Genomic DNA, 24,787 nt, shown 5'->3' with positions numbered 1-24,787 from the left:
ACGGTCGATCGCGGTTCGTACAGCGACAAGCACAATTCGACCATCGCTAGCGATAGAGTAACGAAGATCGCGCTACCGCGATACCATGTTTGAAAGTGAGCATGTTGGGACCACGAGAAGACGAGGAAGAATGCGCGAAAGTTTCTTCGGCAGGTTTCCCTTAACGGAAGGCGAGCTCGATCAAATCTGGACGAAAGCCCTTGTAGTATTAGACACTAATACTTTAGTGCATTTCTATCGGTATTCGGTGAACACAAGAAAGGAGTTGCTAAGGGTACTAGAGGAGCTACAGTCAAGACTGTGGATACCACACCAGGTAGCCAATGAATTCCACACCCAACGCTTGGAGCGAATAAAAGAACAACTGGATCTAGGCGAAAAGGTTACCACACTTGCCGAAAAACACTTGAATACCTTGAAAAGCGAGGTCGAGGCACTCTCGCGCAACCCGTTCCTTGATATGACAAAGATAGGTCAAAAGATTGACCGTTTCAAAGAAGATCTAATTGGAAAGATTAAAGAAGAGCATGCGGAGGGGATCGAGTCGTACGGGGTAAGCCTTCACGATGACCCCGTCCTTGAAAAGATGGCGCAGCTTTTTAGTGACCGCGTCGGGCCGCCGTTCACCGACATAGAGAAGGAGAGGCTACAATCCACGGCAGAAGAGCGCTACACATCGAAAATCCCTCCCGGATATAAGGACTCACAAAAGTCCGGCGATGCCAAATATGGGGACTTCATACTGTGGTCGCAACTGATTAACCACGCAAAAGAGACTGAGCAGGATGTACTTTTCGTTACCGACGACAGCAAAGAGGACTGGTGGCAGAAAGTCGACGGAAAAATGCTCGGTCCTCGACCAGAGCTTCGCGATGAATTTCTACGCGAGACTGGGCGAATTTTCTATGCCTACTCTTCCGTTCGATTTCTTGAGAAGTTCGCAGAGAGATCTGCAAAACCGGCCGCCGCACGGTCTGTCGAGGAAATCAGAACCACTATCGAATCAGAAGAAAAGCGGAGGAAGTCGATACAAAATCTGGCACGGCACGAGCAGGAAGCGGGTACGGAAGCTGGTACCAGCCATATCGGGGAGTATCTAGATATCTTGCTCGCTAAGCGATCAGCGCTTCCCCCTACAAGCCATCTAGGAGCACATCTGAATCGAATCGAAATGCTAGAGTCGCAACTTGCGGACGCCGAAGAGGAACTGAAGGGCATTTCGTTGGCGCTCGACGATACCGAGTTCGGCAGCGACGATTTCAAGGCTATCCTTGAAATCGAGCGCAAGTTGCAAAGACGGCAGAGTAGCTTGATCCACAAAATTAACGTCGCCAAGGAAAGGTGGAACCAGTTCGGGAGCGGAATCTATTTCCGCATGGAAGAGACTGACGTCGATAGAGGGATCTCGAAACACCAAACGGCACTGGATAGGCGTAGATCCGAGGTAAGGCGACTGGCTGAAATCTCAGACGAGGAGCGCGCCAGAGACGAGACCGACAAAGGAAGCTAAATCGGGCTCTTGTCCTTTCACCTGCAGGGCAGAACAGCCACGACCGAACCGCAGCATCCGATCTTGAACCCTCACCCTGTTGGCCTGCCCGTCCGACGAGGACATCTCTTTGCGCTTCAGCGTGCCCCTTCTGCGGTGCGGGGCCGCCTGCCTTCCCGTCAGGCCGGGCCGCCGGGGACGCCGGGGCCCGGCCGGGGAAACAGCAGGCAGGCGGCCCCGCAGGGGCCGCCCTTGATTACCTGCACAAACGCCGGGAGCTCACTTTTCATCGTTTGCCGAAGTTTGGCGTTGATTTCGGATGATTCGTGGCAATTAAGTGGCAATCTGGTTCAGGACCACAGCCAGGTAACCCCGTTCGGCGGGCGACCGGGCGCAGCCTACTGGAGTGGTAAGGCGACCAGCTAGACGACGTGCCCAGCACCGTTCTTCGAAGGCTCGCCCAGCCGACCAGTGGAGTCAGGATGCCTGAGGTTCAGATCTCCATCTCGGCGGCTTCTGCGGGGCCGCCTGCCTTCCGCTCGCGCCCGGACGATGCCGCCGATCTTTCCGCTCGCGCCCGGCCGCCGGCCGCCGGAGCGGACCGAAGGGAGCATCCGGCGGTCCGGCTTGGCCGGGCTCGCATACAGCGGGTCGGCGGCCTTGGCCGGGCTCGCATACAGCAGGCAGGCGGCCCCGCAGGGGCCGCCCTTGATGAAGTAGAGAAAGTTTAAACACACGTGGACTGGGGCCTGGTGCAACTGCTGCGCGGCAGACAGCAGCCCTAGTCACGAACAAGCCTGGAGACGTAGCCGACATCAACGAGTCGGCGGTACGAGGCATTGACTTCGTCTGGAACTTCCTGGGGGATCGCGAAACCGCGTTCGGCATAGACCGTGATGCGCTGGGTGTCCCCCACGAGCATGTTGATCACGTGGTCGGAGTCTCCAATGGCGCGCACGTATTCGTCCAGCGGTAGACGCTGCGAGCTACAGATGATCTCGACCTCGGGCCAAATCTTCTTGGCCGTGGCGAACGCTCGCCGTTGCTGGTAGGGCCGTGACACCAACAGGATCGAGCCGACTGCAATATCCTTTACGGCCAACAGCCTCCGGGTGTACTCGATGTTTTCGGCTGTGTTGGTCGCTTGCGGTTCGACCAGGATTGCCGAGTCGGGAACTTCGCGTTCAAGGGCACGCTCGCGGTAGTGCACGGCTTCTCCTCGGGGAAACCGTCCTACGGTTGTCGGTGCGTTCGCGCCGGTGAACACGATCAGCGGAAAGTTCCCGGCCTGGTAGAGGTCGACGATGTGGTCTGCAACGCCAAGGTCATGGCTGCCCAGGCCGACGCCCACGTCGCAGGCTCGAAGTTCGTGATGAAGGTCGTGGTAATACCACAACCGCTCCACATCCGCCCGAACGTTCTCAGGGATGCCTACTGTCGGTGCGTTCATTGCGACTCTCGCGCTCTCGGTTCAGTCGGGGATCGTGAACGTGTACGACCAGGCGAACCGTGATGCCGAGTGCACACCACGGGCGAACTCGACCACACGGCCGCTCGCGGTGCGCGTCGCCCGGTTCAAGATCATTACCGGTTCGCCTGCCGGGAGTTCTAGGGTCCCCGCCTCTTCGGGGGTCGGCATCCTCGCGTACACGGTTTCCGTGATCGTGTCGGGTTCTAGCCCCTGGATGGTCAGGACCGCGAACCCGCCGCCACGCCCCGCTGGCCCTTCCGCTGGGTCGACCAAGGGGGTGCCTTCAACGTCCTCAGGGCGGTAGTAGCTCGTCAAGGTGTGGGTCGGCGTTCCTCGATCTTTGACAAGTCGGGCCCGCTCGTACACGGGTGTTCCAGCCTCCACCCCGAGTGCGTCAGCCACTTCCTGATCTGCCTCGATCTTCCGGACCTTGTTGGTTTGATCCTGCGGCTTCCACCCACGACCTGAAGCTTCACGGTCCGCAGCAAACGCAACAACGTTGCCGAACTTCCATTTGCTCTTGGCATACCGATCTGCGCCAAGCCTCCGCATCGGCGGGCGTCTCCGGACGACAGTGCCGCGTCGACGCACTGGAGTGACAAGCCCCTCCGCCTCAAGGGCCGCGATGGCTTTGCGCACCGTGCCGAGGTTGACTTCATAGCGCTCGGCAAGCTCCTTCTGCTTGGGGAGGGTCGAGTCAGGTGGATACTCCCCTCCCTCGATCGCTTGCCGTAGCTCGGCAGCGACCTCCTTGTAACCGGTTCCCATGCCTGTGACCTCCCTTTGACCTGCGGCGATAACCGTACTCCTATCGCCAGCGCAGCGTCCAACAAGTCAATAGATGTACATCTATTGACAACCGTCGAAGCTTGATGTCTAATAGATGTAGACCTAATTGGTCGCGCAGGACAGACCCAGAGCTACTCGGAGGCAGTGATGGCACTGAAGAACATCCCGGTGAACATGCAGGGATACAAGCTGATGATCACGGAGGCTCCGACGATCAAGATGAAGGAGAACAGCGACACGGGCGAGATGGAACCGGTGACGGACCGCCAAACCGGAGCGCAGCAGTTCGTGGTGTCGCTGTTCGCGAAGAAGCTGCCGCAGCCCGGCGAGTTCGCAGGGAAGGGCGAAGAGATCAAGGTGACCCTGACCGCCGACCCCGGTGAGGGCTTCGAGGAGGGCACCTACGTCCAGCTCGTGGACGCGACGACGAGCCCGTGGCAGACCGAGCGCAACGGCCGGTACTCGTCGGGGATCTCGTTCAAGGCCAACGGCCTAACCCCCCTCGGTGGCTGAGATGCTGCAACAAGACATGCCGTGGTGGCCTCATCCACTGCCCGATGATTGCCCTGATCACTGGGGGCCGGACTGCGAGATCTGCGGGGGCGACGGCTGGGTGTTCAGTTCCGCTGTCGAGTATGCCCCTAATCCGTACGAAAGCGATTCTGACTGAATTCGCTTGAGTCGAATTTAGTGAATTCCTGTTCTTTGAGAATTACATAGTGGGCCGAGCTATGCCTTTTTCGGCGCGAATTGATGCGTCGGGGAGGCCATATTGACCCCCGGAATCGGGACGGCATTCCTGCTCATGCCGGGGGTCTTCATGGTCTCCAGTCCAAAAGGAAGCGGGTGGCGTTGATGAGTGAACGTCCGGCGGGTCCTGGCGAGTTGTGTACGTGTGGCCGTCAGGCGTCGGTGGTGTACGTGTTCGAAGACGACGACAAGGTCCGGGAGATCGGCTGGTGCGGATTGAGCGAGGTCTCGACGCTGCTGCCGTGCCGGTTCTGCGGTTCGGAGGTTCCGCACCGGAGTTCTTGGGGTGACTCGGAGAAGTGCCCTGATTATCAGCCGGTTCCGGCTGGGGAAAGGAAGAGTTAGATGTCGCTGAAGTACTGCCCGGCTTGCGACTGCGACAAGTGGCTTTACCCGCACTCGCAGGATGCGTTCTGCAAGCGCTTCGTGAAGGTGAAGCGGTCCCAGTAAGGGGGTGAACTGATGAACGGTTTTCACGGTTCGGGATGCATCGGAGAAGGTGGGAGCAAGTGAGGCTCAACTCCAACACGGGTGCTGCGGAGTTCGGCGGCCGGTCCAGCAAGCCTCGGAAGCGGTGGTCGCAGCCCGGTTCGACCAGGGCTCAGCGCGACACGCCAGGCATCGTCAACCTGAACTTCGGCCAGGTGGAGACGCACGTGATGGTTGCGGGCGACATCCACGGTGACCTGAACTTCTCGTAGCCCGAAAACGGGCGCGGATACGACTACTGAGAAAAGGGGAATTGGTTCGTGAATGCGAATTTGCCGGTCGGGATGCGGAAGAACACGCCCGCTGTCGCCGGGTTGAAGAAGATCGGGGAGTTGCTGGACGCGTTGTTCCGGGAACTGTCGCGGGTGGAGTTCCTGGAAGACGACATCATGGTCAAGAAGGACTTCGAGGAAGTTGGGGATTTGGCGGGCGCGGCGCAGTCGTCCGTGTTCGGGGTTCGGGACGCGATCGCCGCGAAGGGCGGTCCGAATGTGGCGAAGGGATACCAGAAATAATGGCACGTGGTGACGAGGTGCACGCGACGGTCCGGCGCATCGATTCGACGATGCTGGCGCTGGTGAACCACTTGAAGAGGTTCGGGGTCCCGAAGGGTATGGGGACCTCGCTGAACAAGATGCGGAACTCGGTTGGCGATTTGGTCGCCAAGCTGGAGATGACCCAGCGCCGGAGCTGATACCGGCTCCGACTCGGCACAGGGGGCGTTGATCTCTGCGGAGAACCAGCGCCCCCCTTTTTCTTCTGCTCGTAGAAAGGTAAGGCGGCAATGCGGGACACGCGAGTGGGCACGGAAAGGACCCCGGTTCGGGCGGCGGCACGGTTCGTCGCGCGGCATCCGCGTTCGGTGGGCTCGGTGGTGGTGCTGGACGCTGCGGTGCTGTGGGTGGGGTATCAGACCGTGCTCATGGCGGCCGGGATTGCCGTGGTGGCCGGCGCTTCCTGGCGGCTGCTGGACCGGCCGACCTTCGACAGGTTCGCCGGTCGCCTGCTGCGGGCGTGGTGGAGACGGTGGTGGTCCTACCGGCGGCAATGGCTTCGGATCATGACCGCCTGCAACCTCACCACCAACGATCACAAGGGAAACACACTGGCTCCGCGCGTGACGCGGGTGAAAAGCACGTGGTCATGGGACACCGTGCACGTCCGAATGGCCAAGGGCCAAGAACCGGAGGACTTCGAGAAAGTGATCAACCGACTGGCGAACTCGTTTCGGGCGCGTTCGACCAACGTGCGCCACCTCAAGCCCGGCCGGATCGCGCTGGATTTCCAGCGGCGTGAACCGTTCGACGACATGTTCGTGCCCCTGCCGGACCTGGCGGAGTCGGTCGAGGCGGTGGATCTGCGGCGGCTGCCGATCGGCCGGGACGAATACGGCCGGGACTTCACGCTGGATCTGCTGGGCCGGGACCTGCACATCCTTCTCGGTGGGGCGACCGGGGCGGGGAAGGGCTCGTTCATGTGGGCGCTTCTGCGTGCCCTGGCCCCGTTGATCCGGAACGGTTTGGTGCGGTTGTGGGTGATCGACCCCAAGGGCGGCATGGAGTTCGGCATCGGCGAGGACATGTATTACGAGTTCGCCGAAAGCGACCAGGCCGGGCAGAAGCTGATTCAGGAGTACACCAGCGTTCTCGACGCCCGGAAGCTGGAGCTCGGCCGCCAAGGGGTCCGGACCTTCACGCCGTCGCTGGAGACGCCGCTGGAGTTGCTGATCTGCGATGAGCTGGCCGCGATGACCGCCTACGCGGACAAGGCGATCCGGGCACCGTTCGAGCTGGATCTCAGCAAGGCGCTCACGCAGTACCGGGCGGTGGGTGGCCGGACCGTGGCCGCGTCGCAGGAACCGACCAAGGACGTCATCCCGATGCGCGGTCTGTTCCCCACGAAGATCGCGCTGCGGCTGGATTCCGCGTCGTATGTGGACATGTGCCTCGGTGAGGGCATGCGCGATGCGGGCGCGTTCGCCGACAAGATCCCCGAGTACCTCGCGGGCGTCGCCTACGTGAAGAAAGACGGCCGCCGGGAACCCCTGCGGGTCCGTGCCGCCTACACCACCGACGACGACATCACCGAACTCGTCCGGTTCTGCACCGACCGGGGCGCGACAGTCACCCCGATCCGCCGCGAGGCCACCGACGACGAACACGCCGGACAGCCCGAAGAGGACATCTACAGCACCGACTTCGAAAAGCTCGAAGTCGACGACGACGAGACCGAAGAACACGACTACTACGAAGACGACGAGGGCGACGAAGAGATCGCCTGACCATTCCCTGTTTCAGACGGCCCGCCCGGGCCTCGGGCAAGAGCAACCCGGGCGGGCCTACCCCTGTAGAGAGGCAGTTCCCATGTTGGCAAAACTCGCGTTGGGTGTCACCACCGCCACCACCATGGCCGCCGGTACCTGCGCCTACCGGCTGTTCCGGCAGACCAGAACGGACCCGCTGACCGGGCTGGGCAACCGTGAGGCGCTGGAGGCCGCGTTCAACCGGGTTCGCTGGCATCGGCGGGGCCTGGTGGCCGTGGCGGTCGGCGACATGAACGGTTTCAAAGCGTTTAACGACACCTACGGGCACCGGTTCGGGGACCGGGTGCTGATCGAGGTCGGCGCGGTCCTGGGACACATGGCATTCCGCGGTGAGGTCCCGGTTCGCCTGCACGGCGACGAGTTCGCAGTCCTCCTCCCCTGGGTCGTCAGCGCCGACGACGCCGAACGACGGACCCGGGAATTCCAGGCAGCGGTAGCCACGATCACCGAGATCGACGGTCAGCCGGTCGAGGTGTCGATGTCCCTGGGCGTGATGACCGCGCCGGCCGAAACCGCCCAGTTATCCGCGTTGCTCGCCTCGGCCGATGACCGCATGTACGGCGACAAACACACCACCCGCACCCACACCACTCAAGAAACGGTTTCCGTTTCACAGTAAGGAGTTTCAAAGTGCAGAGCATCAACATTCACCTCACCGGCCGCAGCATCCTGACCGGCCTGCTGCTACTCGCGGTCGTGCTCGGCGTGCTGGCGCTGGTGTGGCTGCTGGTCACCCCGGCATGGGCGATCGGGATCGGCGCGGGCCTGGTCCTGCTCATCCGGGGCCTGATCTGGCTGTTCAAGCCCCACAGCGAATAGGAAGGACACGGACGTGGGCCTGCTGCGCCGTAAACACGACGACAACGCCCCCGCCAAGACCGGGAAGACCCGGCGGGTACGCAAGCTCGGTGCCCGGATTTTCGAGGCTCGCCAACTGCGGGGCCTGGTGCGGGACCCGGACCTGCAGGCCGTGGAAATGGAACGGCAGACCCGCCGCACCCTGATCGGGCTGTGGTTCTTCCTGTCGCTGGGCCTGGTGTTCACCACGGCCGGTGTCCAGAAGTTCCTTGCGGGCGATGCGACCCGCACGGATCCGCTGTGGTGGGCCGCGTGGACGGTCGAGCCCATGTTCGCCGGGCTGCTGATCGTGATCCTCAACTTCGAGGCCGTGATCCTCTCCTACGGTCTCGACCCGGATCACGAGTGGTGGTACCGGCTGAAGAAGGTCCTGCTGGCCTCCACGCTGGCCATGAACGTCATCCCGCAGATCACGCCACTGCTGCGGGGCCGCTGGCAGGAGTTCAACCTGGGCTCGGCGGCGGTACACGCGATCATACCGGTCATCGTCTACGGCATCGCCGAAGTCATCCCGGTCATCCAGGCCAAACGGCGGGAAATCATGCTCCTGATCTACGAGACCGCCGACCAGGCCGACGACACCGCAGAACCCGAACCCGGACCCGAACCGGCGCGGCCGGCCACCGAACCGGCCCCAGCTCCGACCCCTGCACCCGTTCCCGAACCAGCCCCAGCACCGGTTCCCGAACCTGTACCGGCTCCGGTGATGCCTGCGATCCGGCGGGCTCCACGGCTCCCCGCTCCGATCCTCCACACGCTCAATGACGCCCGAGCCCGGGCCTTGGCCGAAGGGCGGGAGTTCACGGCCGCCGACATCCAGCGGGTAGCCAAGCTCTCTGCGGACATCGCCGAACAGGTCGCGGCCGAGTTCACCACCCACAACGGCCACGCATTCAACTGAAACCCGTTGCGGCACAACTGAAAACAGATACAGCACAACCATGCTCGGCGGGCAGCACCGCGCGGGGATGGACCAGGTGGTGATGCCCGCCGGGCTCTACCCCCTGGAGGTCACCACATGGTGTTGCCCACGCTCCCGGACATCGACCGCATCAAGCAACGCATCCAAGCCCCCGATTACCGCGACTGGCGCAAGAAGGTCGAAGACGTCTACGGCTGCCTGCACCCGGTCCGGCTCTCCGGCAGCTGGCAGATCACCGACAAAACCACCGGCCAAGTACTCACCCGCCCAGACGGGCGCCCGGCCGAGACCAGCGGGCACATCCTGTCCCCCTGCGGCAACCGCCGGGAATCGGTCTGCCCGGCCTGCTCGGACCGCTACGCCGCCGACGCCTTCCAGCTAATGCGCGCGGGCCTCTCCGGCGGCTCCAAGGGCGTCCCGGTCACCGTGTCCGACAAACCCCGCCTGTTCGTGACCCTGACCGCCCCGTCGTTCGGGCCGGTGCACAACCGGCGCACCACCGCCACCGGCAAGCACGCTCCCTGCCGCTGCGGGCGCTACCACCACGAACACGACCCGCTGATCGGCCAAGCGATCGACCCCGACGGCTACGACTACACCGGGCACGTCCTGTGGCAGGCACACAGCGGCAAGCTCTGGAACCGCTTCACCCAGAAGCTGCGGCGGCACCTCGCCCGCGCGGCCGGGATCACCGTCCGCGACTTCACCGACCACGCCCGGCTCTCGTACGCCAAGGTCGCCGAGTTCCAGCGGCGCGGCATCATCCACTTCCACGCCGTGATCCGCCTCGACGGCCCTGACGGCGCGATCGACGCCACCCCAGCGTGGGGCACGGTCGATCTACTGGCCGACGCTGTGTGGGCCGCTCACGCCGACACCACGGTCACCTCACCGAAGTTCAACGGCGGCCAGGCGCTGACGCTGGCTTGGGGTGAACAGGTCGACATCCGGCCGATCCGCCCGGCCGACGCGCGCCGGTTCGAGGACGAGCACGGCACGATCAGCGATGACCGGATCGCCTCCTACGTGGCCAAGTACGCCACCAAGGGCACCGGCAAGTCCGAAGCCGCGGACCGGCCGATCCGCTCCCGCACAGTGATCGAGCTCCTGCGCACCACCGAGCACCACAAACAGATCATGCGCACCGCATGGGACCTCGGCGCACCCATCGTCTGCCCCGACTGCCACCCCCACGGCGAGCACCAAGCCGGCGGCTGCCCCTGCGCCTCCATCCATCACTGCGGCACCTGCGACAACGGCGGCTGGATCCCCGGGCCGCTCGATGAACTCAACCTGCGGCGCTGGACGCACATGCTCGCCTTCCGTGGGCACTTCCTGTCCAAATCGCGGGCGTACTCGACCACGTTCAAGCAGCTCCGCGAAGACCGGCAGATCTGGCGCTTTGAGCAGAACCTCGCCGAACTCGGCGTCGAAGCCGACACCGTCGCCGTGGTCAACCACTGGGACATGACCAGCGTCGGCCACCGCTCCGACGAAGAACGTGAACTCGCCGCCGCCATCGCGGAACGCACCCGCGAGGCACGCAAACACCGCTACGCCACCGAAAGGAAAGACTGACCATGACCATGATCCGCAACCTGTGGGGTCCGGAAGATGTTGCGAGCTATCTGAAGGTTCCGGTTGCCACCGTCTATCAGTGGAGGCACAGGGGTTACGGTCCTTGCGCTCGGAAGATCGGAAGGCACCTGCGGTACCGCCCGGATGAGGTTGAAGCTTGGGTCGTCGGGCTGGACGTGTGATCGATGGCAAGCATTCGAAAGATGCCAAATGGCCGATGGCAAGCCCAGTTTCGGCCAGTGCCGGGCGGGAAACAGATCACGAAGACCACCCGCCGAAAGATCGATGCGCAGAAGTGGCTGGACGACCAGACGGCAGCCCTTACGACCGGCCAGTTTGTTGATCCGAAGGCGGGACGGGTCACCTTCGCCGAGTACTTCGGTCAGTGGTCGGCTCGGCAGGTTTGGGTACCTGGTACCGAACGGGCAATGCGCCTAGCTGCTGACTCTGTGACCTTCGGGGACGTCCCCCTTAGCCGCCTTCTCCGATCGCATGTCGAGCAGTGGGTGAAGCACATGGAGACCGAGCTACGCGGGTACGGCCGAGAAAAGGGACTCGCACCCGGCACCATCCGAACGCGCTTCAACAACGTCAGGGCAGTTCTTCGCGCTGCGGTCCGAGATCGCATCATTCCGGCAGATCCGAGCGAAGGCGTTCGTCTACCGCGTGCGCGTAAGGGCTCATCCTTGAATCTCCCTACGTCGGAGGAAGTTCGAAAGCTCCTCGACTGTTCAGAGGAGCACTTCAGGGTCTTCATCGCCTTGTGCGCATTCGCCGGGCTCCGGCTGGGTGAGGCTGCGGCACTCCAGGCTGGAGACATCGATTTGGAGGCTCGAATTCTGCGGGTTACTCGACAGGTCCAGCGCGCCAACGGCAAGCAAGTGGAGATCAGAGCTCCAAAGTACGGGTCTGAGCGAACCGTCTACCTCGCTGATGTCCTCGTCGAGATGCTTCGCGATTACCTGGAGAAGCATCGACCTGGAGAGAATCGAGATCGCTGGTTGTTCGAGGGCGAGCAAGGACTCCCACCCCACCAAAACACAGTCGGCTACTGGTGGCGCAAAGCTCGTACGGCTGCCTCGTGCGAGAGCATCCGACTTCACGATCTGCGCCACTTCTACGCCTCTGGCCTGATCGCGGCAGGGTGCGACGTTGTGACCGTACAGCGGGCGCTCGGGCATTCAAGCGCGACGATCACCCTGAACACCTACGCCCACCTTTGGCCGAGCGCGGCTGATCGAACGCGCAGTGCTGCGTCTGGTCTGATCGGTGGTGTTCTCGGCAAGCTGCCGAGAGCTTCGGAGGACGGCGGAGATGATGATCCGCCTGCCGCCCAACTGGTACCGACCTGATAGCTGGCAACCAGAGAAGGGCCGGGCTTGGGACTCATACGCAGGAGATCCAAGCCCGGCCCTTCGTGGGTTCTTGGGTCGGCGTTCGCCCGTCGCCGATGACGAACCCCGGCCGACTGACGAACGACTGACGATCGCCGACCTACCGTGAGTCAATTACCAGCAGAAACGCCGCTGATCAGACGTTGAAGCGGAACTCCACGACGTCGCCGTCGGCCATGCTGTAGTCCTTGCCTTCCATCCGGACCTTGCCCGCCGACTTGGCCTCCGCCATCGAGCCGGCCGCGATCAGATCGGCGAAGGAGACGATCTCCGCCTTGATGAAGCCCCGCTCGAAGTCGGTGTGGATCACTCCGGCCGCCTGCGGCGCCGTCCAGCCCTGGCGGATCGTCCAGGCCCGCGCCTCCTTCGGACCGGCCGTCAGGTAGGTCTGCAGGCCCAGTGTGTGGAAGCCCGCGCGGGCCAGCGCGTTCAGGCCCGGCTCCGCCTGGCCGATCGACTCCAGCAGCTCGCGCTGGGACTCCTCGTCCAGCTCCTTGAGCTCCGCCTCGACCTTGGCATCCAGGAACACCGCGTCGCCGGGCGCGACCAGGTCCCTCAGCTCCTTCTTTTTCGCCTCGTCGGCCAGCACGCCCTCGTCGGCGTTGAACACGTAGAGGAACGGCTTGGTGGTCAGCAGGTTGAGCTCGCGCAGGTCCGGAGTGTCCTTGCCGAGGCCCACCGCGAATAGGGTCTCGCCGGAGTCGAGGATCTCCTTGGCCTGCTGCGCGACCTCCAACGCCGGGCGCTTGTCCTTGTGGGTGCGCGCTTCCTTCTCCAGCCGCGGCAGCGCCTTCTCCAGGGTCTGCAGATCGGCCAAGATCAGCTCGGTGTTGATCGTCTCGATGTCGCTGGACGGGTCCACCCGGCCGTCGACGTGCACCACGTCGGGGTCGTCGAAGACCCGGATGACCTGGCAGATCGCGTCCGCCTCGCGGATGTTGGCGAGGAACTTGTTGCCCAGTCCCTGCCCCTCCGAGGCGCCCTTGACCAGGCCCGCGATGTCGACGAACGACACCGTGGCGGGCACCGTCTTCGCCGAGCCGAAGACCTCGGCGAGCTTGTCCAGCCGCTCGTCCGGCAGCGGCACCACGCCCACGTTCGGCTCGATGGTGGCGAACGGGTAGTTCGCCGCGAGAGCGTCGTTGCTGGTCAGCGCGTTGAACAGGGTGGACTTGCCGACGTTGGGCAGCCCGACGATTCCGAGGGTGAGACTCACACCCCGAAGTCTAGGTGCTCGCCCACCGAAGCATCGGGGCCGGTCGCGCGGGGGTGCGCAGATACGCAGCCGGATGCGCACCCCGCCCCGCGACGTCAGTCGTCCACCTGGTCACCACCCTGCTGGTCACCGCCCTGCTGGTCACCGCCCTCCTGGTCACCACCCTGCTGGTCACCGCCCTGCTGGTCGTCGCTGTCCTGCTGCTCCTGCTGCCGTTCCGGTGCGGGTGCCGGGTCGTTGCACCCCGCCGCGATCACCAGGGCGAACGCCGCGCCGGTCGCGGCGCCGAGGATCCGGAAGCCGCGCCTGGTACTGATCTTCGATCGGGTCATGCCGCGACGATAGGGATGAAACGCGCAAACTGCACCCACCTCGATCGAATTCCCCCGCACGGGGAGACACTCCCCGCCAAAGCGGCGGAATCCCTGCTCGGGCTGCCGGAATCGGGCGACGCCGAGACCTGGCCGGATCGGTGGCGGACCGTCTGCTAGCTCGTCAGCGAAAATCCACTGTGGACCTTCAGGTTCGGATTTCGAGGGTGGAGCCGTCGCGGGACTTGCGGACTCGGAGGCGGACCGAGATCCGTTGACGCATCTCCTCGACGTGGGAGACGAGGCCGACGACCCGGCCGCCAGCGCGCAGGTCGTCGAGGGTGTCCATCACGAGGTCGAGGGTGTCGGCGTCGAGCGTGCCGAAGCCCTCGTCGATGAACAGCGTGTCCAGCAGTGCGCCGCCGGTCTCGGCGGCCACGACATCAGCCAGTCCGAGAGCCAGCGAAAGCGATGCGAGGAACGATTCGCCGCCGGAGAGCGTCTTGGCGGGGCGAACCTTGCCGGAGTAGTCGTCGAGCACGTCCAATCCGAGGCCACCGCGTGTGCCCCGCGCCCCGGCCGCGTCGGAATGCACGAACGAGTACCGCCCGCCGCTCATCCGCTGCAGCCGCCGAGTGGCCGCGATCGCGACCTCCTCCAACCGAGCGGCCAACACGTACGCGCGCAACGACATCTTCCGCGCGTTCTGCCCGCGCCCATTGACCACGTCCGCCAACGCCTCCAGCTCCGCGTGCTCCGCCAACGCCGGCCCAAGCTCCGCCCACGCTGCGCGCAGCCGCTCCGCGAGCTGCGCGATGTCGCGGTGCCGCTGCTCGGCGCGATGCGCCAGCGCAGCTGCGCGCTCCGCCGCTTCGCGCGCGACGACTGCCGCCTCGGTGGCCTCTTCGAGGCCGACCTCGGCATCGGCGTTGACGCCGAACAGCTCCGCGCTTGCCAGCGCTGCGCGCGCGCCCGCGGCGCGCTCTTCGACCTCGGCTAGCGCCTCGGTGAGCTGCGCGAGCCGTTCCTCGCTTCGCTCGGCGGCGAGCGCGGCGGCCACGTCGTCGAAGCCTGCCGTGGTGGCGGATTCGGCCAGGGCGGTTTCGTGTTCGGCGAGGCGCTTTTCGGCGTCGTCCCGGGTTGTCCGGGCGGCGGCGAGTTGTTCGAGGTGAGCTGCGATGTCGAGCAGGTGCTTCCGGCGATCGGCGATGCTTGGGAAGTCTGCCCGTCCGTCGCGGAGTCTCGCCTCACGATCGTCCACTGTGGTCACGAGGGTGGCGTGTTCGCTGCGGGTCGCCGCGATTCGGGTGCGGACCTCGGACAGCTTCTCGCCCAGTCGCTCGGTGGATTTTTCGAGCTCGGCGAGCCGCTTAGTGCGCTGCGGCAGCTGTGCGGCGGTGTTCTGCAGCGCGTCGCGTTCGGCTCTGAGTTCGGCGAGCTCGGCGGCGAGGTCAGCCTCGGTGTGTTCGCCCAGTCGTGCCGCCAGGTTATCGACGTGCTGCTGGGCGCTTTGCGCTTCCGCGGCGGCCTTTTCGCGACGGGTTGCCGCGCCCTGCTCGGCGGTTTGAGCGTTGTCCTCGTCCTCGGCGCGCACCGGGTCGTCGATCGGTTTGCCGGGCTCCGGGTGTTCCGCCGAGCCGCAAACCGGGCACGGCTGGCCGGGCGAGAGCCGGGCCGCGAGTTCCGCGGCCATCCCGGCGAGCCTGCGGGCGCGGAGGTCTTGCAGCAGGTCACGGGCTTGCTGATGGGCGTCGATCGCCTGTTGTGCTCGGGCTGTCGCCGCCGCGAGTTCCTCCTGGGCATCGGGGAGTTCACGTGCGGTCCGCAGCAGCGCCGCCACCTCGGTGCCGCGTGCTTGCACGGTTTCCAACCGCAGCTCGGCGTGTTTCGACTCGTCGACCTGCTGCCGCGAGGTGCCGATGCGGTTGGGTAACGTGGCCTGTTGCCCGACGAGCTCCGCTTCCAGGTCCTCGTCCGCGGAAACCCGCTCGCCGAGTGACGTCAGCTTCTTCCGGTCGGTTTCCTGCTGCTGCGCCTCGGGAATCAGGTGCGCGAGGCCGCCTGCTTCCTCCCGCTTGGCACCTGCGAGCGAACGAAGTTCGGTCAGCGGCGTTTCGGCGTCCAACTCGCAGCTAGCTGCTGCGGCGACGGCCTCGGCTCGTGCTTTGTCGCGTTCTTGCTCCGCCCGCAATGCTGCGCTGCTGGCAGCGAGCACCGGAACCGCGCGTTGCGCGGCTTCCCTTTCGGCCCGCCAGGCGTCGTGCTGGTCCTGCTGTTCACCGATCTCGGCGAGGGTCGCGTTGGCCTGCCGGACGCGGCGGACCCTCTGGGCCAGCTCGCGGCGCTCGGTCAGCTTCGTCTCGGCGGCCTCCCGCTCGCGCCGCAGGCGGGAGTGCTCGGCCTGCGAGCCCTCCATCGCGCGGACGGACCGCTTTTCGATGTCCTCCAACCAGTTCTGCTCGTCCGCGCCGGCGTCCGGCTCGCTGCCCGAGACCTGCGAAACCCGCGCAAGCAGCACGCGGACCTGCTGGGTCTGCTCCTCGACGTCCCGCCCGCGCTCGCGGCGGCGGTCGACGAACCAGCGCTCGACCTCGCCGAACCGCTGGGTGCCGAACAGCTTCTCCAGCAGCTTCTCGCGTTCCGCCGTGTCCGAGCGCAGGAACTTGGCGAACTCGCCCTGCGGCAGCATCACGACCTGGAAGAACTGGTCGACCGTCATGCCCAGCAGGCGTTGCACCGTGCGACCGACCTCGTCGATGCGCGTCAGGCCTTCCGGCGGCTGCTCGGTGGGCGCGCCATCGACCCAGGTCAGCGAGGCCTTCGCCTGCTGCGTGGTGTAACCGTCGCCGCGCTTCTTCGGCCGCTGGTACTCGGGGCTGCGCTCCAGCCGGAGCCGCTGCCCCTGCACCGTCAGCTCCAGCACGACCAAGGTGGCGGTGTCGGGCTCGGCCGTGTCGCAGCGCAGCCGCTTCGCCTCACCGCGAGCACCGGGGACCGTGCCGTAGAGGGCGAAGGCGACCGCGTCCAGCAGCGTCGTCTTGCCCGCGCCTGTGTCGCCGTGCAGCAGGAAGAGGCCGTCGGCGCCAAGCCGGTCGAAGTCCACCCGCTGGTGGTCGCGGTACGGGCCGAACGCGGTGACTTCCAGGCTGTGCAGCCTCATTTCGCACCCTCCGCCGCGGCTACGGCGCGCAGCGCCTCGTCGAGCAGCGCGCGTTCGGATTCGCTCGGTTCCGCGCCCCGGCAGTCAGCGACGAACCGGGCGGTCAGGTCGTGGTCGTCGCGGCCGCGCACGATCTCGGCGTAGCGCAGCGGCGCCGTCGCGCGACCGGCCGCGGGCTTCCACTCCAGGTGCACTGCGTGCGGAAAGCGCTGCTGCAGCCGCCGCATCGCCTCCAGCGGGCGCACCTCATCGGTGAGGGTCGCCGAGACGTAGCACTCCTCCAGCTCAGCGTGCTCCGGCTCGTTGAGCAGGTCCTCCAGCAGCCCCTGGATCGTCGCCAGCCGCCGGGGCACCGGCAGCTCGCGCCGTTGGACACCGGCCAGGCCGCCGGCGTCCAGTTCGACCAGCCACACCGACTTGCGGTGCACCGCTTCGGAGAACGAGTACGCCAGTGGGCTGCCGGAATAGCGCAGGTGCTCGGCGAGCCGCTGCGGGCCGTGCAGGTGGCCCAACGCGACGTAGTCCACGCCGTCGAACACCGAGCCCGGCACCTGCTCGACGCCGCCGACCGCGATGGTGCGCTCCGAATCGCTGCTGTCGCCTCCGGTGACGAAGGCGTGCGCCAGAACCACCGAACGAGTCCCTCGTGGACGTTCGGCCAGTTCGGCACGCACCCTGTTCATCGCCTCGGTGAGCACGGCCGTGTGGCCACGCGATTGGATCTCGGCGCTGGCCCCGGGCACGTCGGCGCTGGCCCGCAGGGTGTGCCGTGCGGGGTCCGGTTCGAGGTATGGGATGCCGTAGAAGGCGACCGGGCCGTGCCGGTCGTCGATCACCACCGGCTCGTGCAGCCGCGCGATCTGGGTGCGCAGGTGCAGTCCGCCGGCCGCGGCGAACTCGGCGAAAGCACCGACGCGGGCGGCGGAATCGTGGTTGCCCGAGGTGACCACCAGCTGGGCGCCCGCCTCGCGGATCCGGCCAAGCACTCGCACGCAGGTCTGCACCGCCTCGCCCGAGGGCACGGCGCGGTCGTAGAGATCGCCGGCGATCACCACGACGTCGACCTGCTCCTCGACGACCAGGTCGGCCAGCCCACCCAGCACGGTTTCCTGATCTCCGAGCAGATCCCGGCCGTGGAACGTCCGCCCCACGTGCCAGTCGGAGGTGTGCAGCACTCGCATGGGCCCAAAACTATCGACGCCCCCGCCGGACATCGCGGACCCCCCGCACCGCTTCGGCGTGTCGCCCACTAGGAGCGCGTTTGCGCAGGTCGGCTCTCGCGACCGCGTTGGACTGCCGCAACAACCCAACGCAAACCCACCCTGACCAGGAGGGATAGGAGAACTAGCCGCAATTCTCATTGAAATCGAATGTCCAGTTTCGATTGAATTGCGGTCCAACCTGGCGGATCGGACGGATCCGGCATCGCGTTCGCGGCGTGGCTGTGCGTGATGTCGCGGGGTGCGTCGGCCATTATTTGAGCTGCCACGGCCACTACCGGACGGAGCTCGTGTTGGGTACCGGCGTCCTGATCACCATTGTCGTCGTGCTGACGCTGCTGTTCGCGGCTGCGCTGATGCTGATCTGGCGGCTGTACGCGGACAGCGCACGTCGCACCGACGAAGCGCTGCGCATGTTCGAGACCGAACGCTCCCGCACCGCTGAGCATCAGGCGGCTCTGCGGCGCTACGAAGTGACGTTCGCCTCCATCACCGGTCGCGGCGAGCTCGGCGAGCAGGTCCTCGTGGAGACCGCGCGCTCGCTGGGGCTGCGCGAAGGCATCCATTTCACGCTGCAGACCGACCTCGCCGGCGGCGGCTCCGCTCGCCCGGACATGGTGCTGGCCGTCGGCGGCGGGCGGCAGGTCCCGGTAGACGCCAAGACGAGCCTTGCCGTGTGGGCCGAGGCGATGGAGACCGACAACCCGGAAGAACGCACCGACGCGCTGCGGGTGCACGTCCGCAACATCCGCTCCCGCGCCACCGACCTCGCGGGCAAGGGCTACCAGAAGTGGGCCGATGCGATCTACGGCTCGATCATGTTCGTGCCGTCCGACGCCGCCGTGGTCGCCGCCCTGGACACCGACCCGCAGCTGCTCGCCTGGCTGCTCGGTAAGCGGGTTTTCCTCTGCGGACCAACAGGATTCGCCGTTCTCGCGTCGGCGTCGATGTTCGCCGCGACGGAACGCACGATCGCCGAGGACATCGAGCAGGTGCGCTCACATGCGGTCCGCGCCCAGCGCGCCGCGTCCAACGCGGTGGAAGCGGTGAACCTCTCAAGCACGCACCTGCAGCGCTTCGTCTCGGCCCGCCGCCGCGAACTCGACGCGCTGGAGTCCTTCCGGAGCACGGTGCAGCCGCTGGCCGAAGCCGCGGGCTCGGGCGACGTCGGCACCGTCCGACACGACGAAGAAGGCCTGGTCAACGGCGTCCCTGAGCACACGCCCAACGGGGCGTGACGGACCGCCGCTCGCTCGTGGTTCAGACGTGGGTTTCGACGAAGGCCGCGACGGTGTCGACTATCAGGGTGTTGTGCGGGCCCTTGCCGAAGCCGTGGTCCAGGCCCTCGTAGGGGTGCAGTTCCGCCGACACCCCCAGCCTGCGCAGGGCCCGGGCCAGGTCGAGGCTCTGGTCGATCGGGACCAGCGAGTCCGCCGTGCCCTGCTGGATCAGAAACGGCGGCTCGTCCCCGGAGATGTTCTTGATCGGACTCGCCGACTCGGCCTTCCCCGGGCACTCCACCGGCATGCACCCGAGCAGTTGCCGGACGACCCTGCTCGCGTACTGCTGCATCTGCGGGTGCGCCAACTGCGCCTCGGCGCTCATGTCGACCGGTCCGAACCAATCCACTACCGCCCGGATCCCGGTAAGCCCGCCGCCCGGCTTCTCCGGATCCCCTGCCACCGCGCCCAGTTGCGACACCAGGTGACCGCCGGCCGAGGCGCCCCACAGCCCGATCCGGTCGGCGTCCAACCGCCACTGCCCGGCGTGCTGCTGCAGCCAGCGCACGGCGTCGGCGACGTCGACCGCCTGCGCCGGGTACTGCGCCACCCCGGTCAACCGGTAGTCCACTGTGGCCACTGCGTAGCCGCGTTCCAAGAGGCGCTGGGCGGTCAACGACTCCGGCGCGCCGGAGTCGGCGTCCAGCGTGCGGACGCCGGCGTCCCAGCCGCCGCCGTGCACGTACACGATCAGCGGGGTCGGCGGCTCGCGCTGCTCGGGGAGGTACAGGTCGAGCTTCAGCGCGCCGGTATCGCGGTCCGCGTAGATCAGGTCGCGCTGCACGCTGGCCGCGCCGAGATCGCGGGTGGCGACCTCGGCCGGCCGCGCTTCGTCAGCATCCGATTCGCGCGAGCACCCGGCCGCGACCACCGTCGCCAGGGCGAGACAGGCCGCTAAGACACGCCGAGTCACCGCCATCGGCTCCGTGCCTCCCCGATCTTGTTACGGTTCACCCGAATGCCTTAGCTTAACAAGATCAGTGTCAATACATTCAGTGATCAGCCACGCTCGTCCGCGGCGCGCTGCTCACCTGCCAAGAAGTGCGCGATCCGCACCGTGGAGTCGTAGAGGTCGCGGTAGTGCCGGAAGAACTCGTCGTAACGCTCCGTGTGCTCGGGGTTCGGCCGGACCGTCCGCGTCACCGGGTTCCAGGCCTCCGGGGCGACAGCCGTGCCGGTGCCAAGGCCCGCGAGCAGCGCGTTGCCGTACGCCGCACCGACCGTCTCGGCCGGGATCTGCTGTTCCTGACCGGTGATGTCGGAAACGATCTGGGTCCACAGCCCGCCCTGGGTGCCGCCGCCGACGGCGACCAGCCGCCGGGCCGTGCCGCCCGCCTCGCCCATCGCCGCGAGGTTGTGGCGGACCCCGAAACCGATGCCCTCCAGTGCGGCCCGATACAGCTCGGGCCGGCCGTGGCTGGTCGTTAGCCCGGCGAGGACGCCGCGCGCGTCCGGGTCGAAGATCGGCGTCCGCTCGCCCGCGAAGTACGGCAGCAGTAGCAACCCGCGACTGCCCGCCGGCACCTTGCTCGCCTCCTCGACGAGCTGGGCGAAATCGCCGTCGACGAGGCTGCGCAACCACTGGGTGACCGCACCCGAGGTCGCCATCCCGGCGGCCAGCGTGTACGTGTCCGGGAACGCCCCGCAGGTGCCCCAGAGCGCCGGGTGCGGTTGCACGTCCGTCAACACCTGGACGAAGAACATCGTGGTGCCGTACATCAACATCACCTCGCCTGACTCCCGCACGCCGACGCTGGTGGCCTCGGCCCATGCGTCCACGGTGCCCGCGGTGACCGGAAGACCTTCCGGCAGCCCGGTTTCGGCCGCCGCCTGCGCGGTGACCCGCCCGACGACCTCGGTCGGCCACGCAAGCTCCGGCAGCGGCAGCCCCGGCGCGACCCGCTGCGCCCAGTCCGCCGACCAGCCGCGGGCCTGCAGGTCGTAGAGCGGATCGCACTGGCTGGCCGAGTGATGATCGAGTACGTACCGGCCGGTCAGCCGGTGCACCAGGTAGGAGCTGCACATCAGCAGCATCTCGGTGCGCTGGTAGACCTCCGGCTCGCGCTTGGCCAGCCAGCGGATCTTCGGCCCAACGGCCTGGCTGGACAGCGCCGAGCCGCCCCGGCGCAGGATCTCGTCGGCCCCGAACTCCTCGGTGAGCTCCGCGATCTCCTCGGTCGCGCGGGTGTCCACACCGTAGAGGATGGCCGGCCGCAGGGGTTTGCCGCCGCCGTCGGCGGGCAGCAGCACAGGACCGATGCCGCTGACGCCGAGCCCGGCGATCTCCCGGCCCTCGGCGGCGGGCACCAACTCCCGGGCCAGTTCCAGGAAGTCCGCCCACCACACCGATTCCGCGTCGTGCTCCACCCAGCCCGGGTGCGGGTAGGAGGTCTCGTGCGGTCGGCTGGCGCGGGCGATGATCCGCCCGTCGGTGCTGACCAGCACCCCCTTGGAACTCGCCGTGCCGATGTCGATCCCGAGCAACACCTTCTCGGCCACCTGCGCGATCCTCCTCGTCAACACGAAAACCCGGAACACCAGCGATCGTCGACCACACCGCGCCCGAGGTGCCCCGACGTGGAGGGGCAGATTTCAATGGAAATCGAAGGTCCGATTTCCATTTGAATCACGGGAGTTGCCCACAGCCTCCGGCGTCGTGGTCAGACACTCGCACTGGACCGGGATGCGGTCAGCCCCTGGTCCATTCGTCGAGGCGGACGTTCAGCTGATCCGCCACAGCGCGCAGGGCGGCGCGGTGGTCGCCCGGAACCGCGTGGATGTGGTTGGCGCCGAACTTCGACAGGAACAGCTCTCCCGGCGCGTCCAGCCGTGCGAAGGCGTGCGGCCACTCCGGCGTGGACTGGTCCATCAGCTTCTGGTTGGTCGCATCGTCGTAGCTCTCGAACTCCCCGAGCATCAGCTGCAGCCGGTACTCGCCGTCCTCGCGGGTCAACCGCCCCAGCGTCATCTGCCCCGGCGCCGCGATGTGCTGCACCGACGCGCCACCGGCCGGGAAGAAGAACACCTCCGGGTAGAAGTTGACCTTCGCCAGGTTCTCCGCCGGGTCGCCGCTGCGGGCGGCGTACCAGGTGGCGTGCTGGCCGGAGTTGCACAGGTCCCAGATGTCGCGGTCACCGTGGTAGTGCCGCACGTCGGCGAAGAGCACCGGCGTGTCGGCCACCGCCTTGAACAGCTGCATGGTCAGCGCGCCGTCCATGTCCGCCTCGGTGGCGCAGACGTGCGGTTCCTTCGGCCCGTTCCAGTCGTAGGGGTCGTTCAGGAACGCCTCGGTGACATCCATCGTCGCGAAGTTCTCGGTCAGCTCCGGCTGCGCCTTGATGCCGGAGAAATCGAGGTTGCGCTCCGCGATGATGTCCCGGATCGCCAGATAGGACCGGATCTGCCGCTCCAGCAACTCCGGCGTCAGCTTCTTGCCGTCGTAGTGCACCCCGGCGGCGTGCTTCTCGATCCACTCGCGTGCCTTCTTGGCCTCGGCGGCGTCCGCCTTCTCGGCCCGCAGGACCAGCTCGTACTGGTCGATCTCCTCCACGTCGATGCCGAACTTACGCATCCACTGGTCGGTGTTGGCGACTGCAGTGTTCATGCCCATCGGCCGCCCGCCGAACCGGCCGAACGTCGCACCGTGCAGCGACTGCACCGCGGCGGCGGCCTTGGCGTGCACGCCGATCTTCTCGACCAGTTCGGCGTCATCCGGGGCACCCCAGGCCCGCGTGTGGCGGCGGCCGATCTGATCCAGCGCACCACCCGCGGCGAGCATGCCGACGAGCCCAGGTTCGGTCGGGTCGGTGCTGGCCACGAGCACCAGTGGGCTGCTGGTGGCGTCGGCGGCGAGCATGGTGAAGTGGGGAAACGCCCACACCGAGTAGTAGAAGACGGTGACGTCCACGTCCGCCGCGGCCACCTTCCGGGAGACCGAGGTGGCGAGCACGTTGGTGGCGACCAGGTCGTCACCGACCACCACGTCGTGCCCGGCCGCGCGCAGCGACCGGACCAGAGAATCCTGTTTGGACTGGATGAAGTCCGCGTTCCGGGCGTGGACGTGGTCACGACCGTCGGAAATGCTGACGACACCGATGCGAGCCACAGTTCCTCCCAAGTTCACTGACAGGCGGTGTTGACTGCTGTGGAACCGGTGGCGGGGGCGCGTCGATGGCTCCGTCCGGTGCGCCACCGGTGAACTCCCTGCGGATCGCCTGACCGGGAAAGCTCCTCACCCAGTTGCCGATGAGACCGGTGAGCAATCGTTTACCCGGACGCTATTCTGGCGGGACGCGGACTGTCAAGGCAGGTGGCCCGCCATCACTCGGGTAGAGGGCACGTGGAGGAAACCGTGGCGACGATCAGCGATGTGGCGACCCGCGCCGGGGTGTCCACTGCGACGGTTTCGCGTGCGCTCAACGGCAAGAGCACCGTCGATCCGGCGCTGGCCGCGCGGGTGCTCGCCGCCGCGGCCGAGCTCGGGTACCGGCCCAACGGCCCGGCCCGCAACCTGCGCAAGCAGGAGACCGCGGTGCTTGCTCTGATCATCTCCGACGTGGAGAACCCGTTCTTCACTGCGATCGCTCGCGGCGTCGAGGACGTGGCGCACGCTGCGGGCTACTCGGTGGTCCTCTGCAACTCCGACGACGAACCGGACAAGGAGCGCGAGTACATCGATGTCGCCCTGCAGGAACGGGTGGCCGGGGTGCTGCTGTCACCGACCGGCCGCGGGGACAGCGCCGAACTGCTCAGCCGCAACAGCACGCCGGTGGTGGCGGTGGACCGGCCGCTGCCGAACTCCCCCGGCGACACGGTGCTTGTCGACAGCAGGCTCGCCGCCAAGGAAGCGACGCTGCATCTGGTCGCGCAGGGCTACCAGCGGATCGGCTGCCTCACCGGCCCCAGCGGCGTGCTGACCGCGGACGACCGCCTCGCCGGATACCGCGACGGCCTGCGCGCTGCGAAGCTTCCGGCACAGGCGGGATTGGTGCGGCGCTCGGAGTTCAAGGCCGCCGGGGCGAAGCAGGCCGCGCGACCGCTACTGACCCAGGACGACCCGCCGGACGCGGTCCTGGTCGCCAACAGCATGATGGCGGTCGGCGTGCTGGAGACGTGCGCCGAGCTCGGCCTGCGGCCTGGCCGGGACATTGGCGTGGTGGCCTTCGACGACCCGCCCTGGGCGACGCTGCTCGACCCGCCGCTGACGGTCGTCGCCCAGCCCGCCTACGACATGGGCGCGGTGGCCGCCCAGCTGCTGCTGGACCGGATCAGCGGGGAACGCACCGACACGACCACCACCACACTGTCGGCCCACCTCGTCACGCGAGGCAGCAGCGCCCGTCCCTGACGCCACGAAGCGAACGGAGCATTCCGTTCGCTTCACTGAGGTGATCTCAGTAAGAAGTGTCTGGAGGGCGGCCTGCCGGAATGGGTGTGTGATCGGGTAGCGCTGGCCCGGGGAGAGTGGGACGTGGGGTCCCTGGTAAAAGAAGTTCGACCAAGAAACGATCTTCGACCAGGGAAGGCCCCACGTGGTC

General features: G+C 66.3%; 24 protein-coding genes. 15 read left to right on the top strand and 9 right to left on the bottom strand.

The annotated features are described in order from the left end of the window. Window positions 1–130 precede the first annotated feature (130 nt). Window positions 131–1,510, top strand: a complete 1,380-nt coding sequence (locus tag ACWDKQ_RS01455; RefSeq protein WP_450136803.1) for a PIN domain-containing protein — start codon at window positions 131–133, stop codon at window positions 1,508–1,510. A 760-nt stretch (window positions 1,511–2,270) separates the two neighbouring features. On the opposite strand, the gene ACWDKQ_RS01450 is transcribed toward ACWDKQ_RS01455, so the two are convergent. Both ACWDKQ_RS01450 and ACWDKQ_RS01445 read right to left on the bottom strand, forming a co-directional pair. Further along, window positions 2,271–2,939, bottom strand: a complete 669-nt coding sequence (locus ACWDKQ_RS01450) for a YdcF family protein (protein WP_450136802.1) — start codon at window positions 2,937–2,939, stop codon at window positions 2,271–2,273. Window positions 2,940–2,960: 21 nt separating this feature from the next. After that, window positions 2,961–3,728, bottom strand: coding sequence for a GntR family transcriptional regulator (locus ACWDKQ_RS01445; RefSeq protein ID WP_450136801.1), 768 nt, complete (start codon window positions 3,726–3,728; stop codon window positions 2,961–2,963). Window positions 3,729–3,896: 168 nt separating this feature from the next. Here ACWDKQ_RS01445 and ACWDKQ_RS01440 point away from each other — a divergent pair, with 168 nt between their 5' ends. The 12 genes from ACWDKQ_RS01440 to ACWDKQ_RS01385 all read left to right on the top strand — a co-directional run bounded on the left by ACWDKQ_RS01440 (window position 3,897) and on the right by ACWDKQ_RS01385 (window position 12,021). Then, window positions 3,897–4,262, top strand: coding sequence for a hypothetical protein (locus ACWDKQ_RS01440; protein ID WP_450136800.1), 366 nt, complete (start codon window positions 3,897–3,899; stop codon window positions 4,260–4,262). Window positions 4,263–4,604: 342 nt separating this feature from the next. After that, window positions 4,605–4,844 carry a hypothetical protein gene (locus tag ACWDKQ_RS01435; RefSeq protein ID WP_450136799.1) on the top strand — a complete coding sequence of 80 codons (240 nt, stop codon included), beginning with the start codon at window positions 4,605–4,607 and terminating at the stop codon, window positions 4,842–4,844. Window positions 4,845–5,008: 164 nt separating this feature from the next. Beyond that, window positions 5,009–5,200: a hypothetical protein gene (locus tag ACWDKQ_RS01430; protein ID WP_450136798.1), complete on the top strand. Its 192-nt coding sequence runs from the start codon at window positions 5,009–5,011 to the stop codon at window positions 5,198–5,200. A gap of 48 nt (window positions 5,201–5,248) precedes the next feature. Continuing rightward, complete coding sequence (locus ACWDKQ_RS01425) at window positions 5,249–5,503, top strand: hypothetical protein (protein ID WP_450136797.1); 255 nt, start codon at window positions 5,249–5,251, stop codon at window positions 5,501–5,503. Then, on the top strand, window positions 5,503–5,682 hold the full coding sequence (locus tag ACWDKQ_RS01420) for a hypothetical protein (protein ID WP_450136796.1): 180 nt from the start codon (window positions 5,503–5,505) through the stop codon (window positions 5,680–5,682). The genes ACWDKQ_RS01425 and ACWDKQ_RS01420 overlap by 1 nt, the downstream gene beginning before the upstream one ends. Before the next feature lie 90 nt (window positions 5,683–5,772). After that, on the top strand, window positions 5,773–7,269 hold the full coding sequence (locus ACWDKQ_RS01415) for an FtsK/SpoIIIE domain-containing protein (protein ID WP_450136795.1): 1,497 nt from the start codon (window positions 5,773–5,775) through the stop codon (window positions 7,267–7,269). A gap of 82 nt (window positions 7,270–7,351) precedes the next feature. Beyond that, window positions 7,352–7,930, top strand: a complete 579-nt coding sequence (locus ACWDKQ_RS01410) for a GGDEF domain-containing protein (RefSeq protein ID WP_450136794.1) — start codon at window positions 7,352–7,354, stop codon at window positions 7,928–7,930. 11 nt (window positions 7,931–7,941) lie between these two features. Next, window positions 7,942–8,130: a hypothetical protein gene (locus ACWDKQ_RS01405; RefSeq protein ID WP_450136793.1), complete on the top strand. Its 189-nt coding sequence runs from the start codon at window positions 7,942–7,944 to the stop codon at window positions 8,128–8,130. Window positions 8,131–8,143: 13 nt separating this feature from the next. Continuing rightward, window positions 8,144–9,070, top strand: coding sequence for a hypothetical protein (locus ACWDKQ_RS01400; RefSeq protein ID WP_450136792.1), 927 nt, complete (start codon window positions 8,144–8,146; stop codon window positions 9,068–9,070). Window positions 9,071–9,187: 117 nt separating this feature from the next. Beyond that, window positions 9,188–10,669 (top strand): replication initiator, encoded by a 1,482-nt coding sequence (locus ACWDKQ_RS01395; RefSeq protein WP_450136791.1) that lies wholly within the window; start codon window positions 9,188–9,190, stop codon window positions 10,667–10,669. A 2-nt stretch (window positions 10,670–10,671) separates the two neighbouring features. Beyond that, a complete protein-coding gene (locus tag ACWDKQ_RS01390; RefSeq protein WP_450136790.1) occupies window positions 10,672–10,851 on the top strand; it encodes a helix-turn-helix transcriptional regulator in 180 nt (59 codons plus the stop codon). Between the two features lie 3 nt (window positions 10,852–10,854). Further along, window positions 10,855–12,021, top strand: a complete 1,167-nt coding sequence (locus tag ACWDKQ_RS01385; RefSeq protein ID WP_450136789.1) for a tyrosine-type recombinase/integrase — start codon at window positions 10,855–10,857, stop codon at window positions 12,019–12,021. Window positions 12,022–12,199: 178 nt separating this feature from the next. Here the strand turns inward: ACWDKQ_RS01385 and ychF are convergent, their stop codons facing one another. From ychF to ACWDKQ_RS01365, 4 genes are all read right to left on the bottom strand, one after another. Further along, window positions 12,200–13,279, bottom strand: coding sequence for a redox-regulated ATPase YchF (gene ychF / locus ACWDKQ_RS01380; RefSeq protein ID WP_450136788.1), 1,080 nt, complete (start codon window positions 13,277–13,279; stop codon window positions 12,200–12,202). 95 nt (window positions 13,280–13,374) lie between these two features. Beyond that, window positions 13,375–13,611 (bottom strand): hypothetical protein, encoded by a 237-nt coding sequence (locus ACWDKQ_RS01375; protein ID WP_450136787.1) that lies wholly within the window; start codon window positions 13,609–13,611, stop codon window positions 13,375–13,377. 187 nt (window positions 13,612–13,798) lie between these two features. Next, the gene (locus tag ACWDKQ_RS01370) at window positions 13,799–16,750 is read right to left on the bottom strand and encodes an AAA family ATPase (protein WP_450136786.1); all 2,952 of its coding nucleotides are present in this window, start codon (window positions 16,748–16,750) and stop codon (window positions 13,799–13,801) included. Continuing rightward, window positions 16,747–17,931, bottom strand: a complete 1,185-nt coding sequence (locus ACWDKQ_RS01365) for an exonuclease SbcCD subunit D (RefSeq protein WP_450136785.1) — start codon at window positions 17,929–17,931, stop codon at window positions 16,747–16,749. The genes ACWDKQ_RS01370 and ACWDKQ_RS01365 overlap by 4 nt, the downstream gene beginning before the upstream one ends. 332 nt (window positions 17,932–18,263) lie before the next feature. Here ACWDKQ_RS01365 and ACWDKQ_RS01360 point away from each other — a divergent pair, with 332 nt between their 5' ends. Next, a complete protein-coding gene (locus ACWDKQ_RS01360; protein WP_450136784.1) occupies window positions 18,264–19,208 on the top strand; it encodes a DNA recombination protein RmuC in 945 nt (314 codons plus the stop codon). A gap of 22 nt (window positions 19,209–19,230) precedes the next feature. Here ACWDKQ_RS01360 and ACWDKQ_RS01355 read toward each other — a convergent pair whose 3' ends face one another. From ACWDKQ_RS01355 to ACWDKQ_RS01345, 3 genes are all read right to left on the bottom strand, one after another. Then, window positions 19,231–20,169 (bottom strand): alpha/beta hydrolase fold domain-containing protein, encoded by a 939-nt coding sequence (locus tag ACWDKQ_RS01355; RefSeq protein ID WP_450136783.1) that lies wholly within the window; start codon window positions 20,167–20,169, stop codon window positions 19,231–19,233. An 80-nt stretch (window positions 20,170–20,249) separates the two neighbouring features. After that, window positions 20,250–21,749 carry an FGGY-family carbohydrate kinase gene (locus ACWDKQ_RS01350; protein WP_450136782.1) on the bottom strand — a complete coding sequence of 500 codons (1,500 nt, stop codon included), beginning with the start codon at window positions 21,747–21,749 and terminating at the stop codon, window positions 20,250–20,252. 190 nt (window positions 21,750–21,939) lie between these two features. Continuing rightward, on the bottom strand, window positions 21,940–23,355 hold the full coding sequence (locus tag ACWDKQ_RS01345; protein ID WP_450136781.1) for an L-fucose/L-arabinose isomerase family protein: 1,416 nt from the start codon (window positions 23,353–23,355) through the stop codon (window positions 21,940–21,942). Window positions 23,356–23,601: 246 nt separating this feature from the next. Here ACWDKQ_RS01345 and ACWDKQ_RS01340 point away from each other — a divergent pair, with 246 nt between their 5' ends. Continuing rightward, window positions 23,602–24,597, top strand: coding sequence for a LacI family DNA-binding transcriptional regulator (locus ACWDKQ_RS01340; protein WP_450136780.1), 996 nt, complete (start codon window positions 23,602–23,604; stop codon window positions 24,595–24,597). The last annotated feature ends 190 nt before the right edge of the window (window positions 24,598–24,787 follow it).

Source organism: Saccharopolyspora sp. NPDC000995 (assembly GCF_053599315.1).
The sequence above is the reverse complement of the archived record's forward strand: the minus strand, read 5'-3'. Positions and strand labels throughout refer to the sequence as shown.